This window comes from Nitrosomonas cryotolerans ATCC 49181, assembly GCF_900143275.1.
Classification (GTDB): domain Bacteria; phylum Pseudomonadota; class Gammaproteobacteria; order Burkholderiales; family Nitrosomonadaceae; genus Nitrosomonas; species Nitrosomonas cryotolerans.
This window is the reverse complement of record NZ_FSRO01000001.1, coordinates 1538187-1564636: the sequence shown is the minus strand read 5'-3', so window position 1 is coordinate 1564636 and position 26450 is coordinate 1538187. Positions and strand designations below refer to the sequence as shown.

Annotated in this window: 23 protein-coding genes; 6 read left to right on the top strand and 17 right to left on the bottom strand. The window is 44.1% G+C overall.

Translation table 11 applies throughout. The features are described 5' to 3' along the window. Positions 1-48: 48 nt before the first annotated feature. From BUQ89_RS07020 to wrbA, 4 genes are all read right to left on the bottom strand, one after another. Positions 49-1542, bottom strand: a complete 1494-nt coding sequence (locus BUQ89_RS07020; RefSeq protein ID WP_028461093.1) for an efflux RND transporter periplasmic adaptor subunit — start codon at positions 1540-1542, stop codon at positions 49-51. Between the two features lie 38 nt (positions 1543-1580). Continuing rightward, a complete protein-coding gene (locus BUQ89_RS07015; protein ID WP_028461094.1) occupies positions 1581-2939 on the bottom strand; it encodes a TolC family protein in 1359 nt (452 codons plus the stop codon). A gap of 314 nt (positions 2940-3253) precedes the next feature. Next, positions 3254-3628 (bottom strand): hypothetical protein, encoded by a 375-nt coding sequence (locus BUQ89_RS07010; protein ID WP_178377643.1) that lies wholly within the window; start codon positions 3626-3628, stop codon positions 3254-3256. A gap of 437 nt (positions 3629-4065) precedes the next feature. Continuing rightward, positions 4066-4671 (bottom strand): NAD(P)H:quinone oxidoreductase, encoded by a 606-nt coding sequence (wrbA, locus tag BUQ89_RS07005; protein ID WP_028461096.1) that lies wholly within the window; start codon positions 4669-4671, stop codon positions 4066-4068. A gap of 170 nt (positions 4672-4841) precedes the next feature. On the opposite strand from wrbA, the gene BUQ89_RS07000 reads away from it, so the two are divergent. Beyond that, positions 4842-5261 carry a DoxX family protein gene (locus BUQ89_RS07000; protein WP_028461097.1) on the top strand — a complete coding sequence of 140 codons (420 nt, stop codon included), beginning with the start codon at positions 4842-4844 and terminating at the stop codon, positions 5259-5261. A gap of 273 nt (positions 5262-5534) precedes the next feature. On the opposite strand, the gene BUQ89_RS06995 is transcribed toward BUQ89_RS07000, so the two are convergent. From BUQ89_RS06995 to phoR, 3 genes are all read right to left on the bottom strand, one after another. Next, positions 5535-6572, bottom strand: coding sequence for a methyltransferase (locus tag BUQ89_RS06995; protein ID WP_028461098.1), 1038 nt, complete (start codon positions 6570-6572; stop codon positions 5535-5537). 96 nt (positions 6573-6668) lie between these two features. After that, a complete protein-coding gene (locus BUQ89_RS06990; RefSeq protein ID WP_036572780.1) occupies positions 6669-7169 on the bottom strand; it encodes an SRPBCC family protein in 501 nt (166 codons plus the stop codon). Between the two features lie 692 nt (positions 7170-7861). Continuing rightward, on the bottom strand, positions 7862-9163 hold the full coding sequence (gene phoR, locus BUQ89_RS06980) for a phosphate regulon sensor histidine kinase PhoR (RefSeq protein WP_028461101.1): 1302 nt from the start codon (positions 9161-9163) through the stop codon (positions 7862-7864). Between the two features lie 1157 nt (positions 9164-10320). On the opposite strand from phoR, the gene BUQ89_RS06970 reads away from it, so the two are divergent. Together BUQ89_RS06970 and ubiE are read left to right on the top strand one after the other, a co-directional pair. Next, positions 10321-10716, top strand: coding sequence for a gamma-butyrobetaine hydroxylase family protein (locus tag BUQ89_RS06970; RefSeq protein WP_028461103.1), 396 nt, complete (start codon positions 10321-10323; stop codon positions 10714-10716). 239 nt (positions 10717-10955) lie between these two features. After that, positions 10956-11690: a bifunctional demethylmenaquinone methyltransferase/2-methoxy-6-polyprenyl-1,4-benzoquinol methylase UbiE gene (gene ubiE / locus BUQ89_RS06965; RefSeq protein WP_028461104.1), complete on the top strand. Its 735-nt coding sequence runs from the start codon at positions 10956-10958 to the stop codon at positions 11688-11690. A 35-nt stretch (positions 11691-11725) separates the two neighbouring features. On the opposite strand, the gene BUQ89_RS06960 is transcribed toward ubiE, so the two are convergent. From BUQ89_RS06960 to BUQ89_RS06935, 6 genes are all read right to left on the bottom strand, one after another. Beyond that, entirely contained in the window at positions 11726-12658 is a 933-nt protein-coding gene (locus tag BUQ89_RS06960) for an FAD:protein FMN transferase (RefSeq protein ID WP_028461105.1), read from the bottom strand. 11 nt (positions 12659-12669) lie between these two features. Then, positions 12670-15423 carry a DUF3570 domain-containing protein gene (locus BUQ89_RS06955; protein ID WP_028461106.1) on the bottom strand — a complete coding sequence of 918 codons (2754 nt, stop codon included), beginning with the start codon at positions 15421-15423 and terminating at the stop codon, positions 12670-12672. A gap of 25 nt (positions 15424-15448) precedes the next feature. Continuing rightward, a complete protein-coding gene (locus tag BUQ89_RS06950; RefSeq protein ID WP_036572802.1) occupies positions 15449-15673 on the bottom strand; it encodes a DUF4266 domain-containing protein in 225 nt (74 codons plus the stop codon). Positions 15674-15748: 75 nt separating this feature from the next. Next, positions 15749-16201 carry a TlpA family protein disulfide reductase gene (locus BUQ89_RS06945; RefSeq protein ID WP_143071226.1) on the bottom strand — a complete coding sequence of 151 codons (453 nt, stop codon included), beginning with the start codon at positions 16199-16201 and terminating at the stop codon, positions 15749-15751. 463 nt (positions 16202-16664) lie between these two features. Beyond that, the gene (locus BUQ89_RS06940) at positions 16665-17147 is read right to left on the bottom strand and encodes a hypothetical protein (protein WP_028461109.1); all 483 of its coding nucleotides are present in this window, start codon (positions 17145-17147) and stop codon (positions 16665-16667) included. A 269-nt stretch (positions 17148-17416) separates the two neighbouring features. After that, on the bottom strand, positions 17417-18157 hold the full coding sequence (locus tag BUQ89_RS06935; RefSeq protein ID WP_036572785.1) for a hypothetical protein: 741 nt from the start codon (positions 18155-18157) through the stop codon (positions 17417-17419). Positions 18158-18360: 203 nt separating this feature from the next. Between BUQ89_RS06935 and BUQ89_RS06930 the strand changes: the two genes are divergently transcribed. Continuing rightward, the gene (locus BUQ89_RS06930) at positions 18361-18597 is read left to right on the top strand and encodes a hypothetical protein (RefSeq protein WP_028461111.1); all 237 of its coding nucleotides are present in this window, start codon (positions 18361-18363) and stop codon (positions 18595-18597) included. Between the two features lie 64 nt (positions 18598-18661). On the opposite strand, the gene BUQ89_RS06925 is transcribed toward BUQ89_RS06930, so the two are convergent. Beyond that, the gene (locus tag BUQ89_RS06925; RefSeq protein WP_028461112.1) at positions 18662-19534 is read right to left on the bottom strand and encodes an NAD kinase; all 873 of its coding nucleotides are present in this window, start codon (positions 19532-19534) and stop codon (positions 18662-18664) included. Between the two features lie 279 nt (positions 19535-19813). Here BUQ89_RS06925 and hrcA point away from each other — a divergent pair, with 279 nt between their 5' ends. Both hrcA and hemH read left to right on the top strand, forming a co-directional pair. Further along, a complete protein-coding gene (gene hrcA / locus BUQ89_RS06920) occupies positions 19814-20833 on the top strand; it encodes a heat-inducible transcriptional repressor HrcA (RefSeq protein ID WP_028461113.1) in 1020 nt (339 codons plus the stop codon). An 80-nt stretch (positions 20834-20913) separates the two neighbouring features. Then, on the top strand, positions 20914-22014 hold the full coding sequence (gene hemH / locus BUQ89_RS06915) for a ferrochelatase (protein WP_245812930.1): 1101 nt from the start codon (positions 20914-20916) through the stop codon (positions 22012-22014). A gap of 24 nt (positions 22015-22038) precedes the next feature. On the opposite strand, the gene BUQ89_RS06910 is transcribed toward hemH, so the two are convergent. The 3 genes from BUQ89_RS06910 to BUQ89_RS06900 form a co-directional block, all read right to left on the bottom strand. Beyond that, positions 22039-22377, bottom strand: a complete 339-nt coding sequence (locus BUQ89_RS06910) for a hypothetical protein (protein ID WP_028461115.1) — start codon at positions 22375-22377, stop codon at positions 22039-22041. Further along, positions 22374-23681, bottom strand: a complete 1308-nt coding sequence (pepP, locus tag BUQ89_RS06905; RefSeq protein ID WP_028461116.1) for a Xaa-Pro aminopeptidase — start codon at positions 23679-23681, stop codon at positions 22374-22376. Before pepP ends, BUQ89_RS06910 begins: the two co-directional genes overlap by 4 nt. Before the next feature lie 234 nt (positions 23682-23915). Beyond that, complete coding sequence (locus BUQ89_RS06900; protein WP_028461117.1) at positions 23916-26426, bottom strand: ABC transporter permease; 2511 nt, start codon at positions 26424-26426, stop codon at positions 23916-23918. Positions 26427-26450: the final 24 nt, after the last annotated feature.

The following is a 26450-nucleotide window of genomic DNA, read 5'->3' as shown; positions in this document are numbered from 1 at the left end:
CCTGGGTGAGTAATTTGGTTTATTCCGCCGGCTAATTTTGCTTATGGCTTAATGATCATGTGTCGCACCAGACTTACCCAGCTCGGCTTTGATGGCAAAACTATTGCCCCCAGCATATTTCTCTCCAGCAGACAACCCTTCGAGCACTTCCACCTGCTCTCCATCACTGCGCCCCAGTTCCAATGGACGGGCTTCAAAGTATTCACCATAGCGACCAAATACCACGGTCCAGTCGTGCAGAGTCTGCAGCGCATCCATTGATACCGCGACAGGTACCTCAATCTCCTCAGCGATTAGCGCAATGTTAATAAACATACCGGCACGCCACTGTCTCTCTTTATTATCAAGCGTAATGCGCGCTTGAGCGGTGCGCGTTTGCTCATCGATGAACGCGCTGATATAGGACACAACCCCTTCCCCTTTCACATCCGATGCGACTGCCTTGATGATCGCTGTCTGCCCAATTTTGATCACATTCAAATCTTTGGGATAAACAGTCAGTGCAGCATACATAGTCGAAACATCCGCCAAAGTAAAAATTTCTTTGTCTTCTTTTAGAACCTCACCGCGAGCAATTTCCTTAGTAATCACCAGCCCGGAAATCGGCGCACGAATCTCAAAACGGGTAAGATTCTTTACCTGATTTAACTTTTCCGGCTGCTCTCCAAACGCACGTAATTTTGCCGAGGCAAGTTCCAGCGCTATTTCTGCTTCACTGGATAACTGCTGCGCAGTAAGGTAGTCCTGCTTCGCCGTGATTTTTTCTTTCCACAACTGCTGTTCCCGTTCAAAAGTAATACGGGCTAAATCCAGTCGCTTCTGAGCGGCCAGATACTGGCTACGCAATTCCGCCAACACCTGGCTTTCGATAACGGCCAACACCTCTCCTTTTTCCACCTGCCCTCCGAGATGACGCTCAACATTAACGACAATACCTGGCACACGAGGCACAACGCGAACAATATTATGATGATTAAAAGTAACTACGCCGGGCAACTGGAGCTTCGGTCGGAGAATGGCCGGTCCTGCGGTTTCTATTTCAACACCGCTACTTTCCAACGTTTCATCTGACATTTCTATGCGCGCTTCAATCTGGCTGTAACCCCAATGGAAAGTCTTTCCCATCCACTCAACTGCAATCGCCGCATCAAAGGAATGAGGCTCTACAACCACTTGATCACCTAGCAAATAATTACCCTCCGCTTTAAATTTGACTAATTGTGCCGGAGCACCAAGCCTCGACAATGTAATCGCAGCTTGGGCAGCGGTTGGAGGCAGTGGCTTGTCATTCTCATACAGATAAAGGCGAAATTGTGGCGGCACCCCTTTTTCATAAATGGTAACTTCCACACTAAAATTATCTGTCGTAAACAGCTTTCCACCTTTTGGACCTTTTTTCTCTTCGCTGTTTCTATCGTCAACACTAACTGATCCTGCGTCATCATCTCGAGATACCGTTTTGTCCCAGCTAAGTATCAGCGCGCCCACTATTACACCCATTACAATCACAATAATGATCGGCTTTAGATTGGTTTTATCCATAACTTGCTCCTTGAGGAATCTGAGTCTGCGCTTAAGCTTTAATTAATTATTTGACGCGCATCTTTATCAATCGGCTGAGCAATCAGACGTTCTATTTCATTGACCAGACGCTGATAGTTTGCAAGCGCCTGCAAATATAATGCCTGGTTCTGAAACAACGTACGCTGTGCATCCAGCATTTCCAGGAATCCAAAGCGCCCCAGCTCATAGCCTCTGCGTGCAGTCACAGAAGCTTCTCGCGCGCCCGGCAATATCTCTTCACGCAACATATTGATTTGATTGTGCGCCGCAATTAATGCTTCATAAGCCTGCACAAGCAAGGTTCTTAGCCGCAAATCAGTTGCCGCCCATTCGTCCTCCGCCTTATCCACGCGCTCATGTGCCTCAAGAATATTACCTTGGTTTCGGTTAAATATTGGCAATGGTATGGAAAGACCGACCAATGCCGTCGTATCTTGGCGGTGTTCCGTGGTCATAAATCGCCTGACACCCGCATCAAGCGTAATATCCGGAATACGCTGCGCCTTCTGCAATTCCAGTATTGCTTTTCGCTGTGCCAGGTTTAACCGACTACCTAATGCTGCCGGGTTGGAATGAAGAGACTCAGCAAGGATATTAAAATCTGGAATAGCGACAAACGACTCAAGATCACCCAGAGCCCGCTCAAATCCTGGCATGGGCTCACCCCACAGCAAGGCTAATTGTTTACGCGCAATCTCTAAATTCTGGTACGCCTGTTCAAATTCAATTCTTGTTGTTGCAAATGCAACCTTCGCTCTGGTTTCCTCAATGGGCGGAACTTTCCCGCTAAGTACACGTTTGGCGACGGTATCAACCACCGTTTGTGCTAACGCCAGGCTTTCATTTACGAGTTGTAATCGCCGCTGGCCCGCCAATACGTCAGTAAATACATTTGCCACTTGAGCAATCAAATCCAAACGCCGGGTTTCAAAGTCCTGCTCGGCCCGTTTTTGCCCCAGTGAAGCGGAATTAATTCGCGCTGTACGTTTTCCACCCATCTCAATTAATTGACTAATTCGAATAGACACAAATCGCGCGCCCGGGCTATTAGGCCGCGTACCAATATCCTCCGAATCAATTTGTAATAGCGGATTTGGCAACAAGCCTGCTTGCAGGATTACGCCGCCCAATGCACGTGTTTCTTTATCAAAAGCGGCTAAATCCGGATTATGTTGTAATGCCAGCTGAATCGCATCACGTAATGTAAGGTCAGTCTTATCATTAACCAAAGACTGTGCAGTATTGCTTATATCCTGTTTTGAAAATACTGTAGAAGTTGTATTTTCGGCAAAGGATGGCGAAATACAAACGAACTTAAGAATAAGTATAATGACTGCACGATGCCACAATGCCATGAATAATAAAAAATAATTCATGAGTAATCCTCCGCCAGACTTATATCGGGGTTATATTATAAACAGCTCAGAATGTGTAAGGACTCGAGACTATCCTTAAGCAAGGAAAATCTCAGGCGCATTTTTCACATACTATCTTCGCTCTACGAACCTCTGGTAGATCAGGTTTTCTGCAATGAGATTACCATTGAGAGTTTCAGGCTGGATCCGGCAATGAACAAACAGTCCCAACTCAGCTAAAAGCACAGCAACCTTTGAAAGGCAAGATACCTAAGCGGCTCAAATAGCTTTTTCATTTGGATAAATTAGCCAAGCGTCCAGCTTAACCTGAAGCTCTAGCTGACGGAAATATTTCGGGGAGGGCGAAAAGGCGAATCCCGAATCGAATCGGGGATAAATAAAGGAATAAATGCAACCACGGCTTCTTTACCTGTTACAGCTGATAATGAGGGGGAAATTGTAAAATAGAAAAACTGATGCTGTCCTACTGCATGAAGACTTAAATGTATTATGGAATCCAGAATCTCATCATCTGCTATCTTGTTATGCTGATGATGTTCTATATTCTCTACCTGCGTTAGCGACGTATGATGGTGGTCAAGTTCATGCATAAAAACAAATGTCCACGCAACTGCGTTTGTTAATAAATTAACAAACAGTACGAGTGCAACAAGGTTAATAGCCGAGGGTCTTTTTTTCATAACAGCCAAGACTATATGCTTACCCTACAAAGTCGTCAATCTATTACCTTGAGGATTATAGGTAACAAATAAAGTGCCCATGTCTCCTGTAGTCATTTTGTCCGCTTCATCTGCAACCCTCCTGGGCTAAAGATAATCCGGACAGATATTTGTTACCCGTGCGGACAGTTTAGATAATGTAATCATGAGATATTTGCCCAGAGAGCGATTCGATTGTCAGTTAAATACCCGCCTTCAGAAAATCAAGGCCAGATGTTGGATCGAGCCCATTGAGTTTTCCTGGCGTAAGCCATGTTATTGACTACGTCGTGCGTGAGAAACAATTGGTCGTATTCGGTGCATCGCACAAACGAAGAGTCCCGCTTAACCATCTGGCCAAAGAAAGACGTTTTAATTGTAGGAGCGCGAATATTTTGTTAAGCCTGTGTACCACCATTCTAAACGACCTATTCGCGGCATAGCTTACCGGCCACTTGCGCGACATGAGCACCCTGAAAGCGTGCAATTTTTATTTCATTGTCTGACGGCTGGCGTTTGCCATCGCTACCGGCCAGCGTGCTTGCCCCGTAGGGTGAACCGCCGGTGATTTCACTCATGTTCATAATCTCCTGGCAGGAATAGGGAACACCCACGATGATCATGCCGTGATGGAGCAAAGTAGTATGAAACGAGGTAATCGTGGTTTCCTGTCCGCCGTGCTGGGTACCCGTGGACGTGAACACGCTGCCAATCTTGCCAATCAAGTCGCCGCTTAGCCATAATCGGCCTGTCTGGTCAAGAAAATTGCGCATTTGCGCGCACATGTTGCCAAAACGCGTGGGCGTACCAAAGATGATGGCATCATAATTCGGCAAGTCATCCACTGTCGCAATCGGTGCCACCTGATCAAGCTTGGCACCAACCTTCCGTGCCACTTCTTCTGACATAAGCTCGGGTACGCGCTTAACGACAACCTCTGTATTCTCGAAGTTGCGTGCACCTTCAGCTACTGCCTTGGCCATAATTTCGATATGACCATACATGCTGTAATACAGGATAAGAACTTTTGCCATGTTGCACCTCCTGGTTTTATATGAACGCCAACTCAATCCATGTGAAAACTTTGCAACAGAATCAATCTAAATGAACTTATAGTTTCGGATTTGACCATAAACTGATCGATATCGAAGAAACTAATCGGTATAGTATAAAAACTGTCAACCATTAATATAGGAGCAAATGAATGAATAACACACTCAAAGCGATTTTTAGTGTAAATGACGCACTCGGCAAGTTGGTATTACGTTTGACACTCGGTATTTTTATATTGTTTCATGGTATGGCAAAGATTTTTAATCCCGGTTCGCTGGAATTCATCAAAGGCCAACTTGCAACTTTCGATCTTACACCCTATTTAGCTTATGGCGTATTTTTGGGAGAAATTGTTGCGCCATTGTTAATTATTTTAGGCATTTTTGCACGATTTGGTGGGCTTTTGATCGTGGGTAATATGCTGTTTGCGCTCTTTCTAGTGCACCAGGATGAACTGTTAAGCCTGGATGCACAAGGTGGGTGGGCGCTCGAGCTACAAGGTTTTTTCTTATTGTGCGGTTTGACAGTTTTTCTTATGGGAAGTGGAAAATTTGCAATCAAGCCGGACTAATTTGAATATCGATATTAGCCTTTTTTTATATACAGAAAGAAGCCCTTATGTCTAAATAAAGCCGATTGGAAGCATTCCACCGGCAAAATTTGAAATAGTATATTATCGCCAACGGTAGAGTCAGCTGGTGCGGCTTGACTCAAACAAAAAAGCCTCTAGAAAAGTCAGGGCGATTCAGTACGTTCATAAACCAGAGACCTGCGAAAAGAACATTGATTATTACCCAAGGTAATGCCTGTACATTCCAACGTAAATTCCGACGTTTATGAAGTGTTAAGGTTTGAGACCCGTTACGATGCTGTGATATCCAAATGCTTTATGGATTTGAATTTCCTCAAAGCCGATTTCGTCTAACATGGCGGTCAATTCCTGGCCTGAATATTGCCTGCCTTCCGTCCAGCCCATCATGATCATGCTGTACGCAGCAGAGGTAAACGGGCCTGTTTTTTCGTCATTATAGAGCATCTCATGAATGACTATTCGCCCGCCAGATTCAAGGCTGCCGAAGCTTTTGGCTGTCAAAAAATGACATTTATCCGGCAACCAATCGTGATACATGTTTGAGAAAAAATGAAGATCAGCAGTAGGCCAGCGATCCTGCCATATATTGCCAGCATATGTTTTGACACGAGTTTGTAAACCATACTGGGCAATATATTCTTCGGCCACTTCGCACACTTGTGAAAAATCCAGAAGCAATGCCTGCTGCAGGTTTGGCAGCCGCAACGCAGCGCCAATTGAATGCGCGCCTGAACCACCCCCAATATCAAGCATGACGCGATGTCCTGAAAAATCCATTATTGTTGGCCAGACCAGTGCTGAGGTGATGCTGATACTGTGCATGCCGGCGGTAAAACGGCGGAGCAGTTTAATTTGCTCTTCATGTGATTTAAAAATATCGCCGCCTCCATATGCCTGTGGAGAATCGGTAAGAACCGCTTTTTCCAGACCCGCAATTGAACTCACCTGATAATTATCAATCATCATGTCCCAAAAAAATCCGAAGTAATTTGGGCTTGTCTCAAGCAGATATGCTTCAGTCACCGGAGTCAAACAATAGCGCCCATCCTGCAAAGACAAGAAACCCAATGCAGTCGCCGTCGTCAATATTGCCTCAGCGGGCCGCTGTTGGATATTAAGTGCACCACAAATCTCTAGCAACGTGCGCGCATTTTCAGCCAGCAAAGGAAAAACTTTGAGCCGGTGCGCCAGGAGCAGTGCAGGATAACCATAAATAGCAAAAATCACATCCCATAATGGGCGATCATCCACCTGCGGCACCTGAATACTGGGAATTTTATCTTGCATCATCACGCTTCCTCTTGCTTATATGTTTTGATCAATGAAACGGGTCAATATCAATACACACGTGTTATTTCATTCGTTTTTGATTAAAAACTTCCATGATCAGGCAGATCCGGATTTTTCAGCTTCAACCAGACGCTTGATATTCTGAACAGTGCGCTCGGCGCCATCTTTTATGGCAGCACGCACTAATCCCTCAAGCGGACGCATTATCGCCAGCAACTCAAGCAACTCAAATGTAAACGTCAATTTTGTCGAATTGCCAGAATCAATAACCTGCAATTCATACGAGCAGCGAAAAGGATCGGATACGCCAAGAAGGGTTAAACGCTTATCCTTATCATAATCGAATATTTTAAAACGGGATTCTGAACGGCGCCCCTGGTCAACGCGCACTTGCCGGCCTATCGTTCCAAGTTGCACCGGGCCAGGCGTAATCTGCTCAAGCTCTTTGACTTCCGGAGACCATTTGGGATAATTCTGAAACAGGTCATTCCCGAGATATTGAAATAGTTCACTGCTGGAACATTCAACAATGATCGATGCTCTGCCTATGACAGGCTCGGTAGAACCCAGATTCAGTATGGCGCCTAAATTAAACATATTACGTTGTCCTTTCTTTCGAAACGATATCCAGCCTGGGGATTGAAAACCTAATACACATGCTGTTTATCCACTTAACGTATCCTGTCGCTGCCACATCACACGCTACAAACGAAACATCTCATGATTTTTCGTCTATCAAGACTATCCAATTTTCCTGGCAAGCGAATGAGTATATACAAACAATAAATGAATAAGGTATCAATTGCAAACTTCAGCTATTTCTGGAATCGGACCGCAATCATCAAGCGACAGTGATCCTGCAAATCCGAGCAGTCAACTATTGAAGTATACTCATTTCCATGGAGCCCGAAGTTTCATAAAAGGAAGGTGGTAGCGGCACGGCCTCGCCACAAGATATGCCAAAAAACCGCTTCATTCCTTGCCGCTGTATAAACCAGGTGAGATCTTTGCGAAACTCCAACAGTTGAAAAATTAATCTTTTATAATCAACGGTAAAAAACCTCTGGGGTGGATTTTTGTAAAAATCTAAAATGTACTGCTTTCTGAGCAAGAATCTCATGACCGCATTACCTAGCATAACGACGATTGATTCGTTGCCAGACTAGTGAAATATTGGCAGGGTATTACGACAACGTCCTCTGGTAATTAATCCACCAGTTTTCCTTGGTAATGACACTAACACCCTTTTTTATTCGGTGATTATCGTGAATCGATGGTAGCTGAGTTCATTATGCCAATATCAAGCGCTTCACAGGAAACCAAATATTAAAACGACTTCCCTTCCCCACTCTACTAACAATTTCTAGCCGTGCTTGGTGGCGATTCGCTATATGTTTAACGATAGCAAGCCCTAAACCGGTGCCGCCTGTTTCACGCGAACGACTATTATCCACTCGATAAAAACGCTCAGTCAATCGCGGAATATGCTCGGATCCAATACCTATGCCGCTATCTTGAACAGAAAACAGTCCCTGACCCTCATGTATCATCCAATGTAGCATGATTTCCCCACCTTCTGGCGTATAGCGGACAGCATTACTCACCAGATTAGCAAAAGCACTCCGTAACTCATCCTCACTACCTAACAGCTGTGCATCCGTAGCCAGATTCAGGCTGATCTGGTGACGCCCTGCACTCAGTGACTCCGCTTCTTGAGATAAATCATGCAACATTTCCACGATATTTATATTTTTCTCCGAGACTATATTCTGCGCATTCTCCAAACGAGATAACATTAATAAGTCTTCGACCAGACGTTGCATACGTGTAGTATGCTCGGACATGAGTGCCAATGCGCGCTGACGCACGTCAGAATCCGTATTGTTTTCTTCCGAAAGCGTTTCGAGAAAACCACCAATTACAGTTAAGGGTGTTCGTAACTCATGGGAAACATTGGCAATGAAATCTCTGCGCATCGTTTCAATTCTTTCGAGATGCGTAATATCCTGACTGATTAGTAATTTCTGTTTATCTCCATAAGGAACCAGCTGTAATGAGAGAGTCAGTTGATGATAGTGCATCTGTTTTAATACTAATGGATTGCTATAATCACGCGTGGCTAGATATTCCACGAACTGTAGCTGGCGCACCAGATAAGTGATCTGCTGACCGGCATCCAGTTTAAGATTCACGCCTAAATGCTGTTCAGCCATTGGATTACACCATTCAATACGGTCTTTTTCATTCAGAATCACAATGCCATTCGGCATCGCTGAAGTAGCACGCTGTATGCGTTCTAAAGCCATACTGAGTTTCTGTTGGCTTTGACTATGACGACGCACATAGCGGGCTAGCCGTGCCAATACATCACCCCAGGATCCAGAACTATCAGGTATCGTTGATGAAGTGAGCTCAGGAAGCTGTAACCAGCGATCCAGTGCTGCTAAGTTACGCAGATGATAAATGACTAGCCACAACAAAATGATGCTGTAGAACATGAGCGCCTTGGCTGCACCCAGTGCTGCCCATAACAAAGCCGTTATAAAAGTAACAAAAATAATGCCGCTGAAACGTTGCCAGAAGTCAGACACTTGAATAATCTCAAAAGATGGGAGTTAAGCCAAATTCTATTAAGAATTTAAGAGTTGTTAAGAAAGTTGAATCTGTCGACATATACCATCACATTGCCTGTAAGGCGTATATAAACGCCAATTTGCATATTATCCTGGAAAATTATGGAATGTGGAATGTGGAAAAATACACAGGCTTCATACACTCTCTATCATGATTCAGGTTTCGTTTGAATGATCCTCGGAACTAACAGAAAAACAATAACGGATCCTGTTACAGCTTGTGCCCATCTATTTTTACCCATTTTCATGGTGATATTTTAAAGACCGCTGCATAACTGGCTATCTCGGGCTGGGAAATATTTTTAAATATTTGATTTATCAATGTTTCAAGTAATCAGAAAAGCTTAAAAACACAGTTATGCAGCGGTCTTTTTTATGTAATCCACAAATATGTACATTGGCTACACGATCTTCCAAAAAGATAGGCTCATCCCCCGCGATCAGGTCATTGCCTACGTGTGTATATCTGCTCGGCATGTGTCATCACAAAATATAATAAGCGAGGCTCAGTTGGACTCAACATACTGGGTTGTCACGAACAATGATGTGATGAATGGCTGAGTCAAGGCCGAATTCATCGTATTCAATTATATCATCAGCCAGCTCCGGCAAGCGGCGGTTCATAGCGTCCTCATATGAATATTATTTATCCATACCGATCAAAGTACGCCTATATCACAATAATGGATATTTAACCTGCCAAGCGAATTCGAACCGATCGACATCACTGATCGACTTCGATAGACAAGGGTTCTGTTGCATGTTGCTGACTACTCGCGTCTCAATAACCGTTACTTAAAAACCGCCCGGGACGACAAACCAAAATCATTTTCTTATCCCCCCGGCCTAAACTCCGGTATTTTTAGGAGACTTTGATAAATTAAGCTTTTTCTTCAAGAGAAACTATGGTAGTTTATATGTGCTCATGGTTCTATGATAAAAAAACCAGATTGAAAGCATAAAATGCCTCTAGTTTATCAATAGGTGTATTGACAATAAAGAGGCTTCGAAATGTATCTTTTAAATACATACAAATAATTTCTGCACAATGTTGATGCTCGATTAATCTCAGCTGGTTATTATCACGCATCATTGTACGTTTGAGGTGTAGCATCATGGCAGGGCTAAACAAGGGAACACCCACTCCCACAGAAATCAAATTACATCAGCAGTCCAGATTGCTTGATATTTCTTTTTCTGACGGCAAGACTTTTCAATTTTCTTGTGAATTTCTGCGCGTCCATTCCCCTTCGGCTGAGGTACGCGGTCATAGTCCTGGGCAAGAGATATTACAAGCTGGCAAAAAGAACGTAAATATAAAACAAATCGAACCTGTAGGAAATTATGCAATCCAGCTAAACTTTACGGATGGCCATAATACTGGGCTTTATTCATGGGATTTATTATATCGCTACGGCCTTCATCAAGATGAGATGTGGCAACATTATTTGCAGCGGATGGAACAAGTCGGTGCCAGTCGAGAACCAATAGTGGGTAAATGCAATAATTAGTTGTAATCTAAAAAAGCACGCTACATGTGTTCATTCATCATACAAAAGGCAGCGAAGTAGGAATAGCTAAGCCCACGATTCCGGAATATCTCGTGGCTTAATGCAATAAAGAAATTAGAAAAATAATTATAAACTATTTTGTTTATTCAGACCCGGTGTAACTTCATATTCAACGAGTACTGAGCTGATCACTCGCTTATTAGAAAACGATATCACAATTACGTATTGTATAAACTATCATGACAAAAACCACACATTTTGGCTTCAATACCATTTCTGAAACAGAAAAAGCACGTAAAGTCGCGAGCGTATTTGACTCGGTAGCCGAACGTTATAATTTAATGAATGATGTCATGTCAGTGGGCTTACATCGCTTATGGAAGCGTTTTGCTATAGAAACCAGTGGTGTTAAAAAAGGCGATCGAGTGCTGGATATTGCCGGTGGCACAGCAGATTTAAGTACATTGTTCTTGAAACAAGTTGGCAAACAGGGTGAGGTTTGGTTAACCGACATCAATAATTCCATGCTGACTATTGGCCGTGATCGATTACTAAATGCGGGAATAGCGACGCCCGTCACACAGTGCGACGCAGAGAAACTCCCCTTCCCTGATAGTTATTTTGACTGTGTCAGCGTTGCTTTTGGTCTCAGAAATATGACACATAAGGATATTGCACTGAAAGAGATGTTGCGTATATTGCGACCTGGTGGATCTGTTATTGTTTTAGAATTCTCTAAAATATGGAAGCCCCTGCGCCCTCTATACGACACTTACTCATTCAAGATATTACCTACAATGGGTAAAATCATCGCAAACGATGCGGAAAGCTACCGCTACCTGGCTGAATCTATCCGCGTACATCCATCCCAAGAAACATTAAAGGAGCTCATGGAACAGGTTGGCTTTGAACGTGTAGAATACTTTAATCTGGCAATGGGTATCGTTGCGCTTCATCGAGGCTATAAATTCTAGCCCGCTTTTCTGTAAGAAAATTATCATCGGCTCGATTAAACTTTATATACATTATCGCTCGCCGTACTGGTCAGCGAACCACCGGTTTGCCCATTGATATCTACCCACAAATGTGGCAAATTTAACTCATCAAGCCAGCTCTGTCCTTTCTCTTCCTTAAGCATACCAATAGTCGAAGCACTGCCCGCAACAACACAGAAATCACCCACAACACTGACTGATGCCATTTGCCGTACTGGCCAACCTGTTTTAGGATTGAGCACGTGTCCATAGCGCATGCCATTGAGAATAATACAACGCTCATAATCGCCGCTGCTGGCCAAAGCGCCCGTATACAGCTGTAGTGTCAGCAACACCGCATTGGTCTGACGTGGATGGCGTATTCCGATACGCCAGGGATTTCCATCAGCGTGAGGACCGATAATTTTAATGTCTCCACCCAAATTGACCATGCCATGCTGGATACCCCCTTCCCAACACAATGCAGCAGCACGATCAACCGCATATTCCTTCACTATTCCACCAAAATCAATCTCCATGCCTGCCATAGGAAATTCCAGTATGGGTGAAATCCAACTTAACTTATCCCAGCCCACTCTTTCGCGCAGACTTTGAATGACTTCACCGGAAGGTAAATGGGCTGATTTAAAATTCCAAGCCCGACGCAAGATACCGGAGGTAATATCAAATAACCCATCACTCTCTCGATAACAGATTGCTGCATAATCCAACAATCCGGCCGTTTCAGCATCTACTGATATACGACCACCCAGTGCCGCGGTACGATTAATTTCGGATAAAAAACTATCTTCACGATAACGCGAATAAATCGCTTCCAGTCGCTGAACATCCCCAATCGCTTTATCAGCCACGCACTTGGCTTTACTGCGTGTCTTCGCATACAGTTGAATAGCGCAGGGAGTGCCCATCGCTGTAAAGTCACATTGATAAAACTCTAAACTTGCCAATATTCTCCGAATTAAAAACTATAGCCCCAGGTCGCGGCAAGCGCACCCTTGCGTTCTAATTGAAAACCGTTAACATCATCGCGCAGGGGTTGCAGCCATTCAACACCCAGACTGTTACCGACAAATTTACCGCTAGGAACAGAAACATTTAAACCCAACCCGATATCCCAATATTGCCCGCCCTGATTGGTGGGAAAATCCATTGGTCCGATACGAGCATTAAACACATTAAAATCGCCCTTAATCGCACCTTGTAAGGTATAAATGCCGCGTATTGAGGCAGACAGCCATCGGTTCAAACGGTAGCCACCCCACGTTGTGGCTTGAAACATATCACCCAAACGATAACCGGATTTATTCTGCTCTTCCATGCGCTTGACACCATTTAACTGTGCTCCCCAGGACCAGCGCCTACTGTGTCCTGTGTAGGTAAGGCTGGGTAGAAAATCCCATGTGCCACTTCCCAACTGCATGCCAAAATGAATCAGTCCACCATCAATCTGAAAAATACGTCTTAACTCCAAATCCACATTCCCGGTAGGTGCGCTGAGTCCCAAACCCATGTGAAGCTGGTGCCCGGATGTTGCATACAATTTAACCAGAGAAGACATGACGGTATCACCCACACCACCTGTAGCATGTCCGGCGATGCCAGTATGCTCATGAATACCAGGTATAGCAGCAGGACGTCCAGATAGCGCGCGAAGATCCATATCCATATCCATAAAATTAGGCATCAACATCACATTCAGCCAATCAGTTGGAGCATACATGATATTGAGCATATGCATATTCATGTTCATATAAGTCGGCGTAAATCTGCATTGCGTACTATCGCTGCAGCCCAGATCTACAATCATCTGATCACTGGCCGGATGGGCACCACGCAGCATATTACCCGCCTGGCGGCTGTACATGAAACGATAGCCGAACATAAAATCACCTGCCTTATCCAGCATATGACTATACATCAAGCCCGCCGGCCCATGTTCGCCATGATGATGATCTGACACACTATTATGGTCTGAATGTGAACGATGATGATTATCATCGGTGGAAAAATTCAACTGCTCCACATTAATCTTTATGACAGCATTCGCAACATAATAATCAAAATCAGCAAAACCTGTTCCGCCACTTCCACCTAATTTTAATGAACTTGCACGCGTATAATATTCGAAACCGGCTTCCAGTTCGATTCCTTTGACAAAGGTTTTATTCAATGCAAAACCCCCACTCAACGAACCAAAACCAGACAAGCGATGATCACTGGAAAAATTATCCGGTAATTTATCCGCATCAAAAGTATCGGTCTTCGGTTGTACATTCAGCAAGGATTCGTCAACCAGATCCCCATTACTATCGCGCAGATTAAAATTTCCGTCACGCACAAACTGCATATCTGGATTATTTACATCAACCCATATCTGCCGCCCCAGCTGATCTACCGCCCGACTACTAAACGACTGCTGGGAAAAGAGATACGGTTGATAGAAACTGGCCGCATCCTGCGAGTAATAACGAACTCTGGGTGTTAGCGTCCAGCCACGACCAAGCGGTTGAATCCAGTCAGCCGAAAATGTATTAGTATTAATGCCCCAGTCGTCATAGGAGAACTTATAGTTCAAATGTAAGGCTGCATCAAATTTACTGACATATTGAACATATTTCGTACTGATGGCTAACTGGTTACGAATATTGGGCCGTTGCTCAATCAAGGCACGCACATCGCCTACAATCGGCGTATTCTGATTATCATTAAGGGACGCCGGATCAACAAAGATAACGGTCATCGCCTTGTAGGGATTCTCCATGAATCCCGTACTATGGGTATAGTCAATATTGGCATCGATCAGCGCATGCTTACTCAGAATCTGAGTCAGACCAAAATGGCTTGTCCAGTCTTGACGACTGCCATGCAATATCTCCGACCCCCCGCGACTTTCTATCTGGCTTGCAAAAGCCGTTCGAGTCAGATAAGGTACAATATCATGGTCAAGAATAGCGGAAATATCGCTGCTGGTATAACCCAGCCCCAGTTTCAGGCTGGTTAGCTTCTGATTAAAATCGAGTCGTCCGCTCACGTTACCGTAGCGGGATTCGAAATCATTCTCCAGCGAGAGCCCCCCTCCAATATCTAAAGCCGCTTCATTCCACTCATAACCTAGTTTAAAATCAGCCGCATTACGCGTTTCCGGCGATGCAGAAGATAAAATCTCCACTGCCCGGGTATCCTTACCAATTATTTGCCCAGTCAAAGCATCTTGTCTAATCGGATTGAGTTGTCGATCCAGTAGAATCTGTGTATTCACAAAAGGAGAAGCGCCTGCTACAACAACTCCGGAAGGTAAATTCCTCAGAATAGGTCGATTGCCATTGGTCGCCAAAGGAGCCGTAGTAACCGGTGTCGCACCAGACCAAGTATCGCGCGTATAGTTAAAAGAAAATTTAACACGATCCGTTAAAGAAAGATTTCCACTTGCATGAATCACCTCTGCCTCAATCGGTTTAGCGCTATTGGGTACGGTAAAAAGTTTTCTTTTCCCTTCCTGAAACCGGCTATATTGGAAGCTGAAACTGTCAGCCCCCACATCAGCAGCCTGAGCCGGCGGCAACAACAGACCTGGTAGAACCAGCGCTGCAGAAGTCAGTGCCTGTAAGGTAGTATTTTTCGATGAGGTGATATGAGATGCTGGTTCGCATGACTGGTGACTAACAATGAAACACCGGTCTCTGCCACCAGACTTCAAGCTATCTGATTCCATGAAACGCGTTTCCTCGCCTCAAGCTTCAGAAACAACCACAGCCACCTCCACCACCGGCAGAATGGGGACTTGCCGCTGCTTCACGACTACCATAATTATGTGCGCGTATGGTACTTTGCAAGGGGTGCGGATCCAGAGCCATCTGTGGTTTAGCAAGAATACCACGCTCCCAGGGCGCCACATTGGCACAACCTGATAAGATGACGCCAGTCAAAACAAATAGGACTACCGTAATTCGCGTATTCTTCATTATTTTCAATAACAGAAAATTATCGAGGTGTTTTAAACGTATGGCAGATCTAGTCTGAATGACAAGCAAGGAAACTCATAGTGATTCTGTCAATAGATGTTCAAGTACACCGCGCAATTCTTGTTTATCTCCAGATCGAAATCCCTGATGAACGTGCCGGATAATGCCTTCTTGATCAATTATGTAAGAAGTGGGCATGGCAATCACACCGAAATCTCGGGCGCATTGCTTATCTGGATCAAGTGCAATGGTAAAACCAGCCGGATATTTGTCCAGGAATTTTTTTGCATCCATAAGCTTTTCATCCAGATTAATACCAATTACTTGCAAACCCTGATCTTTCAAATCGTGTTCTAACTGATTTAGAAATGGAAAAGATCTGACACAAGGCGGACACCAGGAAGCCCAGAAATCAACGTAAATTACTTTTCCTTTTAGCTCTTGCAAATTATAGACGTGTTCACCTTCCAGTGAAGTGAGCATGCAAGATGGCTGCACCTCTCCGACAGAGCGAGCCGATACAGACATTGTCGTAGCTAGAGTCAGTACGAACCCTGTCAAGAATAATAACCAAATCTGTCTTATCATCACAAATTACCGTCTAGTGTAAACTAATCATCTTACTTTTATTGCTTACTTAGTTGACATCTCCCTGCCTGAAGTCAGGAGACTCCCATCGCACTCAATCCAACTCCGAGCTGTCTAGACACTCTCTTTCAGCAAGCGACTAAACCATATCTCCACGGTTTTATCCGCATATCTTGCGAGATACCGTATCTGTCATCGTGCCGTAGTAAATGCCGACGCGACTAGCTGGAAAAACTTAGCATGGAACCACGCTATATCATTACCCTGAATAACAGAGACAGCGCTTCACAGCACAACGACTAAAATTACCCTCTGGTCTCTGTATGTCTCTGTATTTTTATCGGGCACACAACAAAAATGATGCTGCTCCAGTATTTATAGAATGCAATAACAAATATTGCGTTCACCTCGGTTTAAATTCCGGGATTCCAAATTGAGTTACACCAATATCTGTTCCCGTATGCACACTATCGATCGTATTACAGTGCCATTCAATTTCAAAAAATCGAGTTCCCACATCGGTTTTATTCACCAGTATCCAATAAACACCCGGACCGGCTTGTAAGGTAATAAACGGACTAAAATTCGCATCGCCTGAGGTCGTATCACTAATACTATTTGCCTTATTGCCTTTATAGACCTGAAGATTTACCAGCAAATTCGGTACTGGAGGCGAGTTATCCCTGATTCGGACAATCACGTGATCTGCAGGCCCGTTACCATCATCAAAGCAGGTAATTTGTGCTTGGCCCGTAAAATTTCTGAACATATTTTCGGAATCAAGCGTACCACCTCCCGTATGTGCATGGCTCACGCCAGCATAGAGAACTATTGATAAAATAATAAGAGCGCAGAATGTCGCCTTTCTTAAGAATAGGGATAGCATCACCAAGTCCTCCTCTCTCTATATACGTTATTTAACCTGCTGAGTAAGATACTGATCACGATAGCCGACTATAAAAACCGACTTCATGATTAATATATCACCATAACCCATGAATCACTCAATATCGACCAATTAAAAGAATAACATCCGTCATCTAATCAAGCCTTCTTAATGACCGGCCCTGTCCATATCAAAACCCGGATTGATCCACTTATTTTATGAATACGGACGGAATCGGAGAGTCATTGCCATCCGTACTTACCTCAATATTAAGGCTGTGGCCAGACTTGCTGACCATTAATTTTTATTGGCATATCACGATTAATTTGATTGGCTGAAGGCTTGACGATCACATCCACACCCTCCCCGCAAGATTCCGGCAATGCGGAAACGCGCTGGATTTTTAGCGGTGCCGGGCCTGTATCCGTCTCTCCGGTATAATCAAAAACCGTACCTACTTTTTGGGTCCACAGATTAGCGGTTTCTCCATGCACCAAACCATCAATACCTGATATCTCACAGACATCAACGATTGATATATTGAATGTTACACTCCTGGCACAAGACTCTGGATTAATAAGCGCAGCGCTCGTTCTGAATGGTAGCAGCGCCATATGGTGCGCATTCATACCCTCACCTCCACCAAACCAGAATCCAACAACATTGCCATTCGCGTCCACTTTCTCATCTGCATTTGTAAATACAGCGCGTGTTATGGCCATTTGATTGAGATTGCCCCAATTTTCAACAAAGTCGGTCAACGGGCCTTCATGCGCGACATCATTGACCAGTATTGTCGAATCCACGCCATCTGGAAAAACAACAGAAGAGCCAATAATGGCCTTATCACCACAGCCATGTCCAATCACCACGTTATTGAAAACCCTCTCACCTTCATTGATCTGTGGTACTTGTAATCGCGTATGCGCAAATGCGGCCTGTCCTGCACTCATCCATAAAATAGCCGCTAATGCATTAATATATAATCGAAAGTTATCAGATTTTATCATACCGGGACAGCTCCTTCCTTATTCTAGTCTTATAAATATGGACATACAGTATCTTGCTTTGTTCCAGAAAACACAATGCGACATAATGTCGCACCTATCAACCAAACAGATTTCAAACTATTATTGAGAGACTTTTGCAAAAGCCCTCGCCAGAAGTTTTTCACTATTGATTATAAAGGGTTAATTTTTCAGCTGCTGGGGTTTTGCAAAGGTCTCACCTTATCTTTCTTGCATCCAATCATCGCATTGATCTTGAGAAAGATACGCTGAGATCTGAACAAAGTACCTGGCTAAAACAGCGACTTGTGCAGCTTGATCAAAATATAGGCGTTATTCTAACGGATAACCTCAACCCGCTCGAATCGCTACAGGCACGTAAATCAAAGGATTATCGGCGTATACTTGCCGATTTAATGGGCACCAAGCACCTAATACGTTAGGACTGAATGAATGAACCAATAACGAACCAATCCGCAGTATTTGCCTAACCATTTTACTTATCGATTAAGGGAACTCGCTCCATCCCAGCTTTTCTCTCAACATACGATAATAACTATGATTAATTGAATGCAAAAACCGGACTGTTTTGGGAAAACGGCGCACAATGATTTTATCAGTTTGTTCCAGATCAAAACTGGAATGGCTGTCACACTGAATACGCACATCCGTTGAACACTGCATGATGATTTCTATGCTGGCATCCGGCCCAACTACAATCGGGCGATTACTGAGTGTATGCGGGCATACTGGTACTAGCGCGATTAAATCAAGACTGGGGTGCAGAATAGGTCCCCCTGATGATAAGGCATAGGCGGTAGAACCCGTCGGGGTTGCCACAATCAGCCCATCTGAGCGCAGCGTATAAACATACTCATTATTTATTCGCACCTCGAATTCAATCATACCACTGCTGATACCCCGATACAGCACTACGTCATTAAATGCCAACGAACTGAACATATTGGTTTTATAACGATTGACCTCAGCATATAACAACATACGGCGCTCGGTCACATATTGACCATCAAGCATAGCGCTGAGTGTTTCCAACATAGTATCTGTAGATAAATCAGTGAGAAATCCAAGTCGCCCCTGATTTATACCGATCAGAGGCACATCATAAGATGCCAGCATGCGTGCGATATTCAACATCGTTCCGTCGCCACCCATTACGACTGCCAGATCAGCCTGTAGGCCAATTTCTTCAAGCGTCAAAGCAGGATATTCCTTGATGGGGGCATAAGAAGCAGTGAGGTGATCAAATAACACCACAAAATTATGATCAGTCAGGTACTGAGCTAAACTTAACAAGGGCACCACAATTTCTGGGTTCTTATGCTTACCAATCAGTGCAATCGTTTGAAATGGAGAATTCATTACTTGAAAAAACAAAAAATAACTATAGTTATTAGAGAGCCAAATAGTAGTCCGAATTGCCGATAAGCATACAGATTACTAAAGAGCATATAAATGTGGAATATTAACTTAGCCTGCACGCACGATAGTTAAGATCGCCCGTTAATTAAACATTAAGATATATAATGAAAACGATACCTTAATCAAAGTATGCAGAATACACGGAAAGTGTAGCATATTAAAATAAAATCACTCGCTGCAATAAGCATCGAATCCTCCCGATTGGTGTAGAATTAGCCTATGCTTAATGAACGCGCACAAATCTTACTAAGAACACTGATTGAACGTTATATACACGAAGGGCAACCTGTGGGCTCCCGTTCTCTTTCGAAGTTCTCTGGGCTTGATTTAAGTCCTGCAACTATTCGTAATGTCATGGCCGATCTTGAAGACATGGGTTTAGTCACCAGCCCCTATACTTCTGCAGGTCGCATACCAACACCACAAGGCTATCGTCTTTTTGTGGATACCCTGCTTGTTATGGAACCGCTCGATAGCGCAGAACTCAGCCATTTGGAAAGCCAGTTACATCCGGATAATCCAACCCGATTAATCAATGCCGCATCTCAACTTTTGTCAGAATTGACCCGTTTTGCCGGTGTAGTGGTAACACCCAAGCGCACGGGTGCCGTATTTCGTTACATTGAATTTATGGCATTATCAGAAAAACGTATCTTGCTGATTATTGTGACGCCCGAAGGCGATGTGCAGAATCGCATCATCCATACCGATGCAACTTATAGCCAGACCGATTTAATAGAAGCCGGGAATTTTATCAATCAAAATTATGCTGGATGCACACTCGACGTAATCCGCAGCCGCCTTCACAAGGAATTAAAGCAGCTGCGTTATGATATGACGAGTCTTATGAACGCGGCAATTGAAGCAGGCGGTGATGCCATCAATGAAAGCAGCGAAGCTGTTATATTGGTAGGGGAACGCAGGCTTCTGGATATACATGATTTATCCGGTAATTTGACCAGCCTGAAAAAATTATTTGATCTATTTGAACGCAAAACGAAGCTGTTACAATTGCTGGAATTGAGTCACCATGCACAAGGCGTCAAGATTTTTATAGGTGGCGAATCAGACGTTGCATCATTGGAAGAGTTTAGTCTGGTTACAGCACCCTATGAAATGAAAGGAGAAATTGTCGGCACCGTGGGGGTTATTGGTCCAAGACGCATGGCGTATAAACGCATCATTCCGATTGTTGATGTTACGGCAAGACTGCTTTCTCAGGGATTATCCCAACATTAAAACATCATCGCTTATTTATATCCGATACCCTACTTATAAAACAATACATTAAAGAACAACCTGCCCGTTTTGTTTATTTTATGAAATCTAAATTAATGTCTCCTGAACCCATTTATCAACATGGCACGCCCAGTAAAACCGGTGTTTTATTGATCAACCTCGGTACACCCAACGCACCTACTGCAGAGGCACTGCGGCCTTATCTAAAACAATTCCTAAGTGATCCACGTGTAATAGAGGTGCCAAAATGGATATGGTGGTTGATTCTGCATGGATTCATACTCAACACCCGGCCCAAGAAATCGGCAGAAAAATATGCACAAGTCTGGATGCCGGAGGGTTCTCCACTTAGAGTGCATACTGAACGCCAGACGAAATTACTCTTCAATTCGTTAGAGGCACGTACTAAACCTGCACCAATTGTTGAATATGCCATGAATATCGGGAGCCCATCCATTGCTGAGGTATTAGGTCGCATGAAAGAGCGGGGCTGTGAACGTATTCTGGTTCTACCCCTTTTTCCACAATATGCTGCCAGCAGCACCGCTTCAGCGATGGATAATATTTTTGCAGAATTAAAGAAAATGCGGAATCTTCCTGCAGTCCGTACCGTTAAGCAATACCATGATCATCCAGGTTATATTTCAGCACTGGCACAAAATGTACGAGACTACTGGGAAAAAAACGGCAGGCCAGACAAACTGATCATGAGCTTCCATGGCGTCCCACGCATGACCCTTGATAAGGGAGATCCATATCATTGTAGCTGCCAGAAAACGGGACGGCTATTAGCTGAAGCACTCGAACTCGATGCAGATCAATATCAGATTTGCTTTCAATCACGCTTTGGCAGGGCCAAATGGCTGACACCTTATACAGCAGTGATACTCAAGCAACTCGGCAAAGAACAGACTCGCCGCGTGGATGTCATTTGTCCCGGTTTCGTTTCCGACTGTCTCGAAACACTAGAAGAAATCGCGATAGAAGGCAAAGCAACCTTCATAGAAGCTGGCGGTAAAGAATTTCACTACATTCCTTGTCTTAATGAGCGCGATGACTGGATACAAGCATTATCAGATATTACTTATACTCATTTGCAAGGATGGCTGGAATTGCAGCAATCAGAAGAAGAAACAGAGCAGTCCAGGAAGTTAGCACTGGAAATGGGTGCCAGGGAATAGATAGTTCCAATCTGGTCACTCGCTTTATTTGCCTTTCTTTCTGTTTGCTTCAGTTTCTTCAACGATTTCGGCATCCTCAATAACAACATATTGTCCTTCTTCCGCTCGCGTGGACTTATGTAACTTCCGACGCAACCACCAAAGCCTTAAACCAAGGCCTGCCGCAGCAACCACAAACAAAGCAAAAAAAGCAGCAAAAAAGAAAGCACCCAATACTGCCATAATGATAACAACAGGAATCAGCATCGCATACACCGCCCAGCGACTTCTTGGAGAAGCGGGCGTTGCTTCATTATCTGTTGATCCTGTCTGCCTATACTCGGAGATTCTACTAATTATTATTCGTTTATGGTCATCATTCATTGCATTAACTCCTCTATCTCGGCTATTTCTTTAGGTGCAGCAATCGTCAGAAGCTCATGGCCCACCTGAGTCACCACCACATCATCTTCGATACGAATACCGATATTCCAGAATACTTCTGGAATATTATCTGCCGGTCGAATATAACAACCCGGTTCCACAGTTAAAACCATCCCTGGCTCCAGCAAACGCCAGTTTCCGCCCTGCTTGTACTGACCAACATCATGCACATCCAGTCCCAGCCAGTGACCAGTGCCATGCATATAAAAACGCTTATAATCTTCTGTCTCTATAACTGTATCGACACTGCCCTGACACAGCCCCAAATCAATAAAGCCCTGAACCAGTACTCTTAATGCGCTGATATGGGGATCATTCCATGAGTTACTCGGTTTGACCGCATCTATCGCGGCTGCCTGAGCAGACAATACTAATTGATACACATCTTTCTGTACTGGCGTAAATTTACCATTAATGGGAAACGTACGCGTAATGTCTGATGCATAACCATCTAGTTCGCAACCGGCATCAATCAATAACAGATCACCTCCCTTGAGTACTGCATTATTCTCCATATAGTGAAGTACACAAGCGTTCGCGCCACCAGCAACAATCGACGTATAAGCCGGCGCTTGTGCGCCACGTCGACGAAATGTATAGAGCAACTCAGCCTCAATTTCATATTCATTCATTTCAGGGCACGTAATCTGCATAGCACGTCGATGAGCATCAGTTGAAATGGCTGCGGCATCACGCATAATCTGAATTTCTTCCTTACTTTTGAATAAACGCATCTCGTCCAGTAATAAATGACTATCACGAATTTCTGCCGGTACCGTAACACCTCTACGTGCTTGTTCACGAACGCGATTAATCCAGCCGATAACACGCGTATCCCAAGCAACATTTCGCCCGAGAGTACAATAAATTGCAGGCTGGTTAGCGATCAATTGAGGCAATAGCTCATCCATTCTGGAGATGGAATAAGCCTCATCAAAACCGAATATTTCTTTCGCAGCTTCAGGACCATAGCGGAAACCATTCCAGATTTCACGTTCAACATCCTTGTCGCGGCAAAATAAGATATGCCTTGAACAGGACTGACTGGCTTCAGCAATAATAACCAATACCGATTCGGGTTCACGAAACCCCGTCAGATAATAGAAATAGCTATCAAAGCGATAGGGATAGTGTGCATCTTGGTTTCGCAATTGTTCTGATGCCGTAGGAATAATAGCCACGCCATTTTGCATTTTAGATGCCATCTCTTGGCGTCGTAATAAAAAAGATTTTACTTGCATCATTAAAAATATTTATAAAATTAATTAGATAAATTAGCGCTCAATATCGACATTCTCAAACATGCAAACAATACTAGAAAAAATCGAATGTTCACGTTTCTTCATGAGTCTATTCATATCTCTCCAGTTACACACTTCATCATCGTCAAATCATATAGGCAGATCGGAATCGATTATCTATCATCCAGTGCACACACTGTTAAATAACTACCCGGAAGTACGGCAAATATTTTTTAATCAACCAGTCTTTCGCAATGTCAACAATGGCGATTCTGAAAGCGTAGCGCGCGTTCCCATTAGACCGGCCATCACCACACCCAATACGCCTGTCAGAAAACCGATGAACCATATCCATGGATTAAATGTGTAAGTTAAATGTAATACATAATGACCGATAAGATATCCGAGTACACTGGCACCAGCAGCAGCAAACAAACCGGATAATCCACCCAATATCGCAAACTCAGCAGCCCAGGCGCGCATCAACTGATCACGCCTGGCTCCCAGTGTACGAAATATAGCAGCTTCATAAATGCGTTCATCCTGAGTAGAAGCAATCGCCGCATACAACACTATAAGCCCGGCCAATAATGTAAACAGGAAAACAAACCCAATTGCTTGAGATACCTGTGCAATCATCTTTTGTACTTGCCCGACCACAGCCGCCACATCAACTACCAGTAAGTTGGGAAAAGCCCTGACCAATTCATGCATCATTATTTCCTGAGATGGCGGCAAATAAAAACTCGTAATATAACTTACCGGATATTGCTCTAATAAACCAGGTGGTGTCACAACAAAAAAATTCACGCGAAACGTATCCCACTCTATCTTCCGCAAGCTGATGACCTTGGCAGAAAAATGACTACCCGCGATATCATAGGTTAACTGGTCATCCAGTCGGATGCCAAGCGTTTTTGCAATCCCATCCTCAATCGAGATAACTGCCTCCGTACCATCATCTTCCTTATTCCACCAAGAACCTGCAACGATCTGGTTATCATCTCGCAAAGTATCCGTCCATGATAGATTGAACTCGCGCCTGATGTGATTTGCCGCATGGGGATTCGCATAATCCGCCGACGATATCTTTTTACCGTTAATCTCAATTAGACGACCACGTACCATAGGAAATACAATGGGTTGGTCAATATCATACTGATCAAAAAATTCCTCTAATGGCTGTAATTGGTCTGTCTGGATATTAACCAGAAAGCGGTTAGGCGAGTCCGGCGGTAAATTTGCGTGCCATTCCTGCACCATATCGTCTTGAATCATGGTCAGTATCAACAGCGCCATTAATCCCAATCCCAACGCAACAGCCTGCACTACACTAGAAACGGCGCGCCGTCTAATGCTTGCTAAGCCATAACGCCAAGCGCTACCCGATTGATGACGCAAACCTGATAAACACTTTATCAGCAAGAAGCCAAACAAACCAAAAATAGCTATCGATGCGATAAATCCGCCAATAATATAAAATCCTAGCCGCAGATCTCCAGCCTGCCATATTAATAATAAAGACAAAATTATTATCCCCAACACATAGCCCGTCAGGCTTTGCATATTAGGTACGCCGATATCTCGACGTAATACACGTAATGCCGACACGCTACGCAGATTAAGTATCGGTGGCAAGGCAAAACCCAGCAACAGCACTATCCCAATTAGCAGACCATGTATGGCAGGCATCCAGCCAGGCCAGGGTAATCCTGTTTCTGTCAGGCCAGACAGCCAAGTGGCCAAAATTTCCTGTGAAGCAAAGCCAAGCAAACAACCCAATGTGCTCGCAACAATTCCGAGTACCAGAAAATAACAGAGATATAAATAAAGCAGACCCGTCTGGCTTGCACCCAGGCTACGCATAACGGCGCAGCCATCCAGATGACGCAATGTAAAACGGCGCACTGCGAGTGCAATGGCGGTAGCTGCCAATATCACACTGGCCAGCGCCGACAGGCTTAGAAACTTTTCAGCACGATCCAAAGCGGCCTTAATTTCAGGGCGTGCGTCACGGATACCTTCTATACGCTGTGTCGCTGTCAGTAATGGCCGTGCCCAATCACGATATTGTTCTACTACACCAGCCTCACCTGCTATCAATAAATGATAGGCAATACGGCTGCCTGGTTGAATCAAACCTGTCGCCGGCAGATCAGCTGCATTAATCAGTACACGTGATCCCATATTAATAAAGCCAATGGAATGGTCCGGTTCACGTAGAATCAACTCCGCTACGGTTAGTTGTAACGCACCCACATCAACCTTATCTCCCCGCTTGAGTGCAAGGCTTGTCATTAATTTTTCATCAATCCATATCGTACCGGGTACTGGAATAGCATTCGCTACACGACTGTTTTGCTGTGATCCTATGAATTCAGCGCCATCAGCAAGATATAACCGGCCCCGCAACGGATAACCTTCGGTAACCGCTTTAATGTTAGCTAACTGATTACTCTCACCATTAGAAATCATACTGGGAAACTTGGTAATATTAGAAACAGCCAATCCTAATCGTTCTGCTTCATCAGCATAATCTACTGGTAGTGGGTGATTAGAAATAACCAGCAGATCGGCACCCAGCAATTGGTTACTTTCATGCGAAAGTGCGCGCGCTACCCGGTCAGAGAAAAAACTCACAGTCGTCATACCACCCACTGCAATCACTAATGCTAATATCAAAATATGCAGTTCACCCGCACGCCAATCTCGATGCAGCATGAGAAAGGAAAGCTTAAAAAAATTCATAGAAAAATTTATTCCTTACAAAAT

Excerpts from the sequence above, each read along its gene's own strand:
- BUQ89_RS07020 (WP_028461093.1), bottom strand. The coding sequence starts at position 1,542 with ATGGATAAAACCAATCTAAAGCCGATCATTATTGTGATTGTAATGGGT.
- BUQ89_RS07015 (WP_028461094.1), bottom strand. The coding sequence starts at position 2,939 with ATGAATTATTTTTTATTATTCATGGCATTGTGGCATCGTGCAGTCATT.
- wrbA (WP_028461096.1), bottom strand. The coding sequence starts at position 4,671 with ATGGCAAAAGTTCTTATCCTGTATTACAGCATGTATGGTCATATCGAA.
- BUQ89_RS07000 (WP_028461097.1), top strand. The coding sequence starts at position 4,842 with ATGAATAACACACTCAAAGCGATTTTTAGTGTAAATGACGCACTCGGC.
- BUQ89_RS06995 (WP_028461098.1), bottom strand. The coding sequence starts at position 6,572 with ATGATGCAAGATAAAATTCCCAGTATTCAGGTGCCGCAGGTGGATGAT.
- BUQ89_RS06990 (WP_036572780.1), bottom strand. The coding sequence starts at position 7,169 with ATGTTTAATTTAGGCGCCATACTGAATCTGGGTTCTACCGAGCCTGTC.
- BUQ89_RS06970 (WP_028461103.1), top strand. The coding sequence starts at position 10,321 with ATGGCAGGGCTAAACAAGGGAACACCCACTCCCACAGAAATCAAATTA.
- ubiE (WP_028461104.1), top strand. The coding sequence starts at position 10,956 with ATGACAAAAACCACACATTTTGGCTTCAATACCATTTCTGAAACAGAA.
- BUQ89_RS06955 (WP_028461106.1), bottom strand. The coding sequence starts at position 15,423 with ATGGAATCAGATAGCTTGAAGTCTGGTGGCAGAGACCGGTGTTTCATT.
- BUQ89_RS06950 (WP_036572802.1), bottom strand. The coding sequence starts at position 15,673 with ATGAAGAATACGCGAATTACGGTAGTCCTATTTGTTTTGACTGGCGTC.
- BUQ89_RS06945 (WP_143071226.1), bottom strand. The coding sequence starts at position 16,201 with ATGTCTGTATCGGCTCGCTCTGTCGGAGAGGTGCAGCCATCTTGCATG.
- BUQ89_RS06940 (WP_028461109.1), bottom strand. The coding sequence starts at position 17,147 with ATGCTATCCCTATTCTTAAGAAAGGCGACATTCTGCGCTCTTATTATT.
- BUQ89_RS06935 (WP_036572785.1), bottom strand. The coding sequence starts at position 18,157 with ATGATAAAATCTGATAACTTTCGATTATATATTAATGCATTAGCGGCT.
- BUQ89_RS06925 (WP_028461112.1), bottom strand. The coding sequence starts at position 19,534 with ATGAATTCTCCATTTCAAACGATTGCACTGATTGGTAAGCATAAGAAC.
- hrcA (WP_028461113.1), top strand. The coding sequence starts at position 19,814 with ATGCTTAATGAACGCGCACAAATCTTACTAAGAACACTGATTGAACGT.
- hemH (WP_245812930.1), top strand. The coding sequence starts at position 20,914 with ATGAAATCTAAATTAATGTCTCCTGAACCCATTTATCAACATGGCACG.
- BUQ89_RS06910 (WP_028461115.1), bottom strand. The coding sequence starts at position 22,377 with ATGAATGATGACCATAAACGAATAATAATTAGTAGAATCTCCGAGTAT.
- pepP (WP_028461116.1), bottom strand. The coding sequence starts at position 23,681 with ATGATGCAAGTAAAATCTTTTTTATTACGACGCCAAGAGATGGCATCT.
- BUQ89_RS06900 (WP_028461117.1), bottom strand. The coding sequence starts at position 26,426 with ATGAATTTTTTTAAGCTTTCCTTTCTCATGCTGCATCGAGATTGGCGT.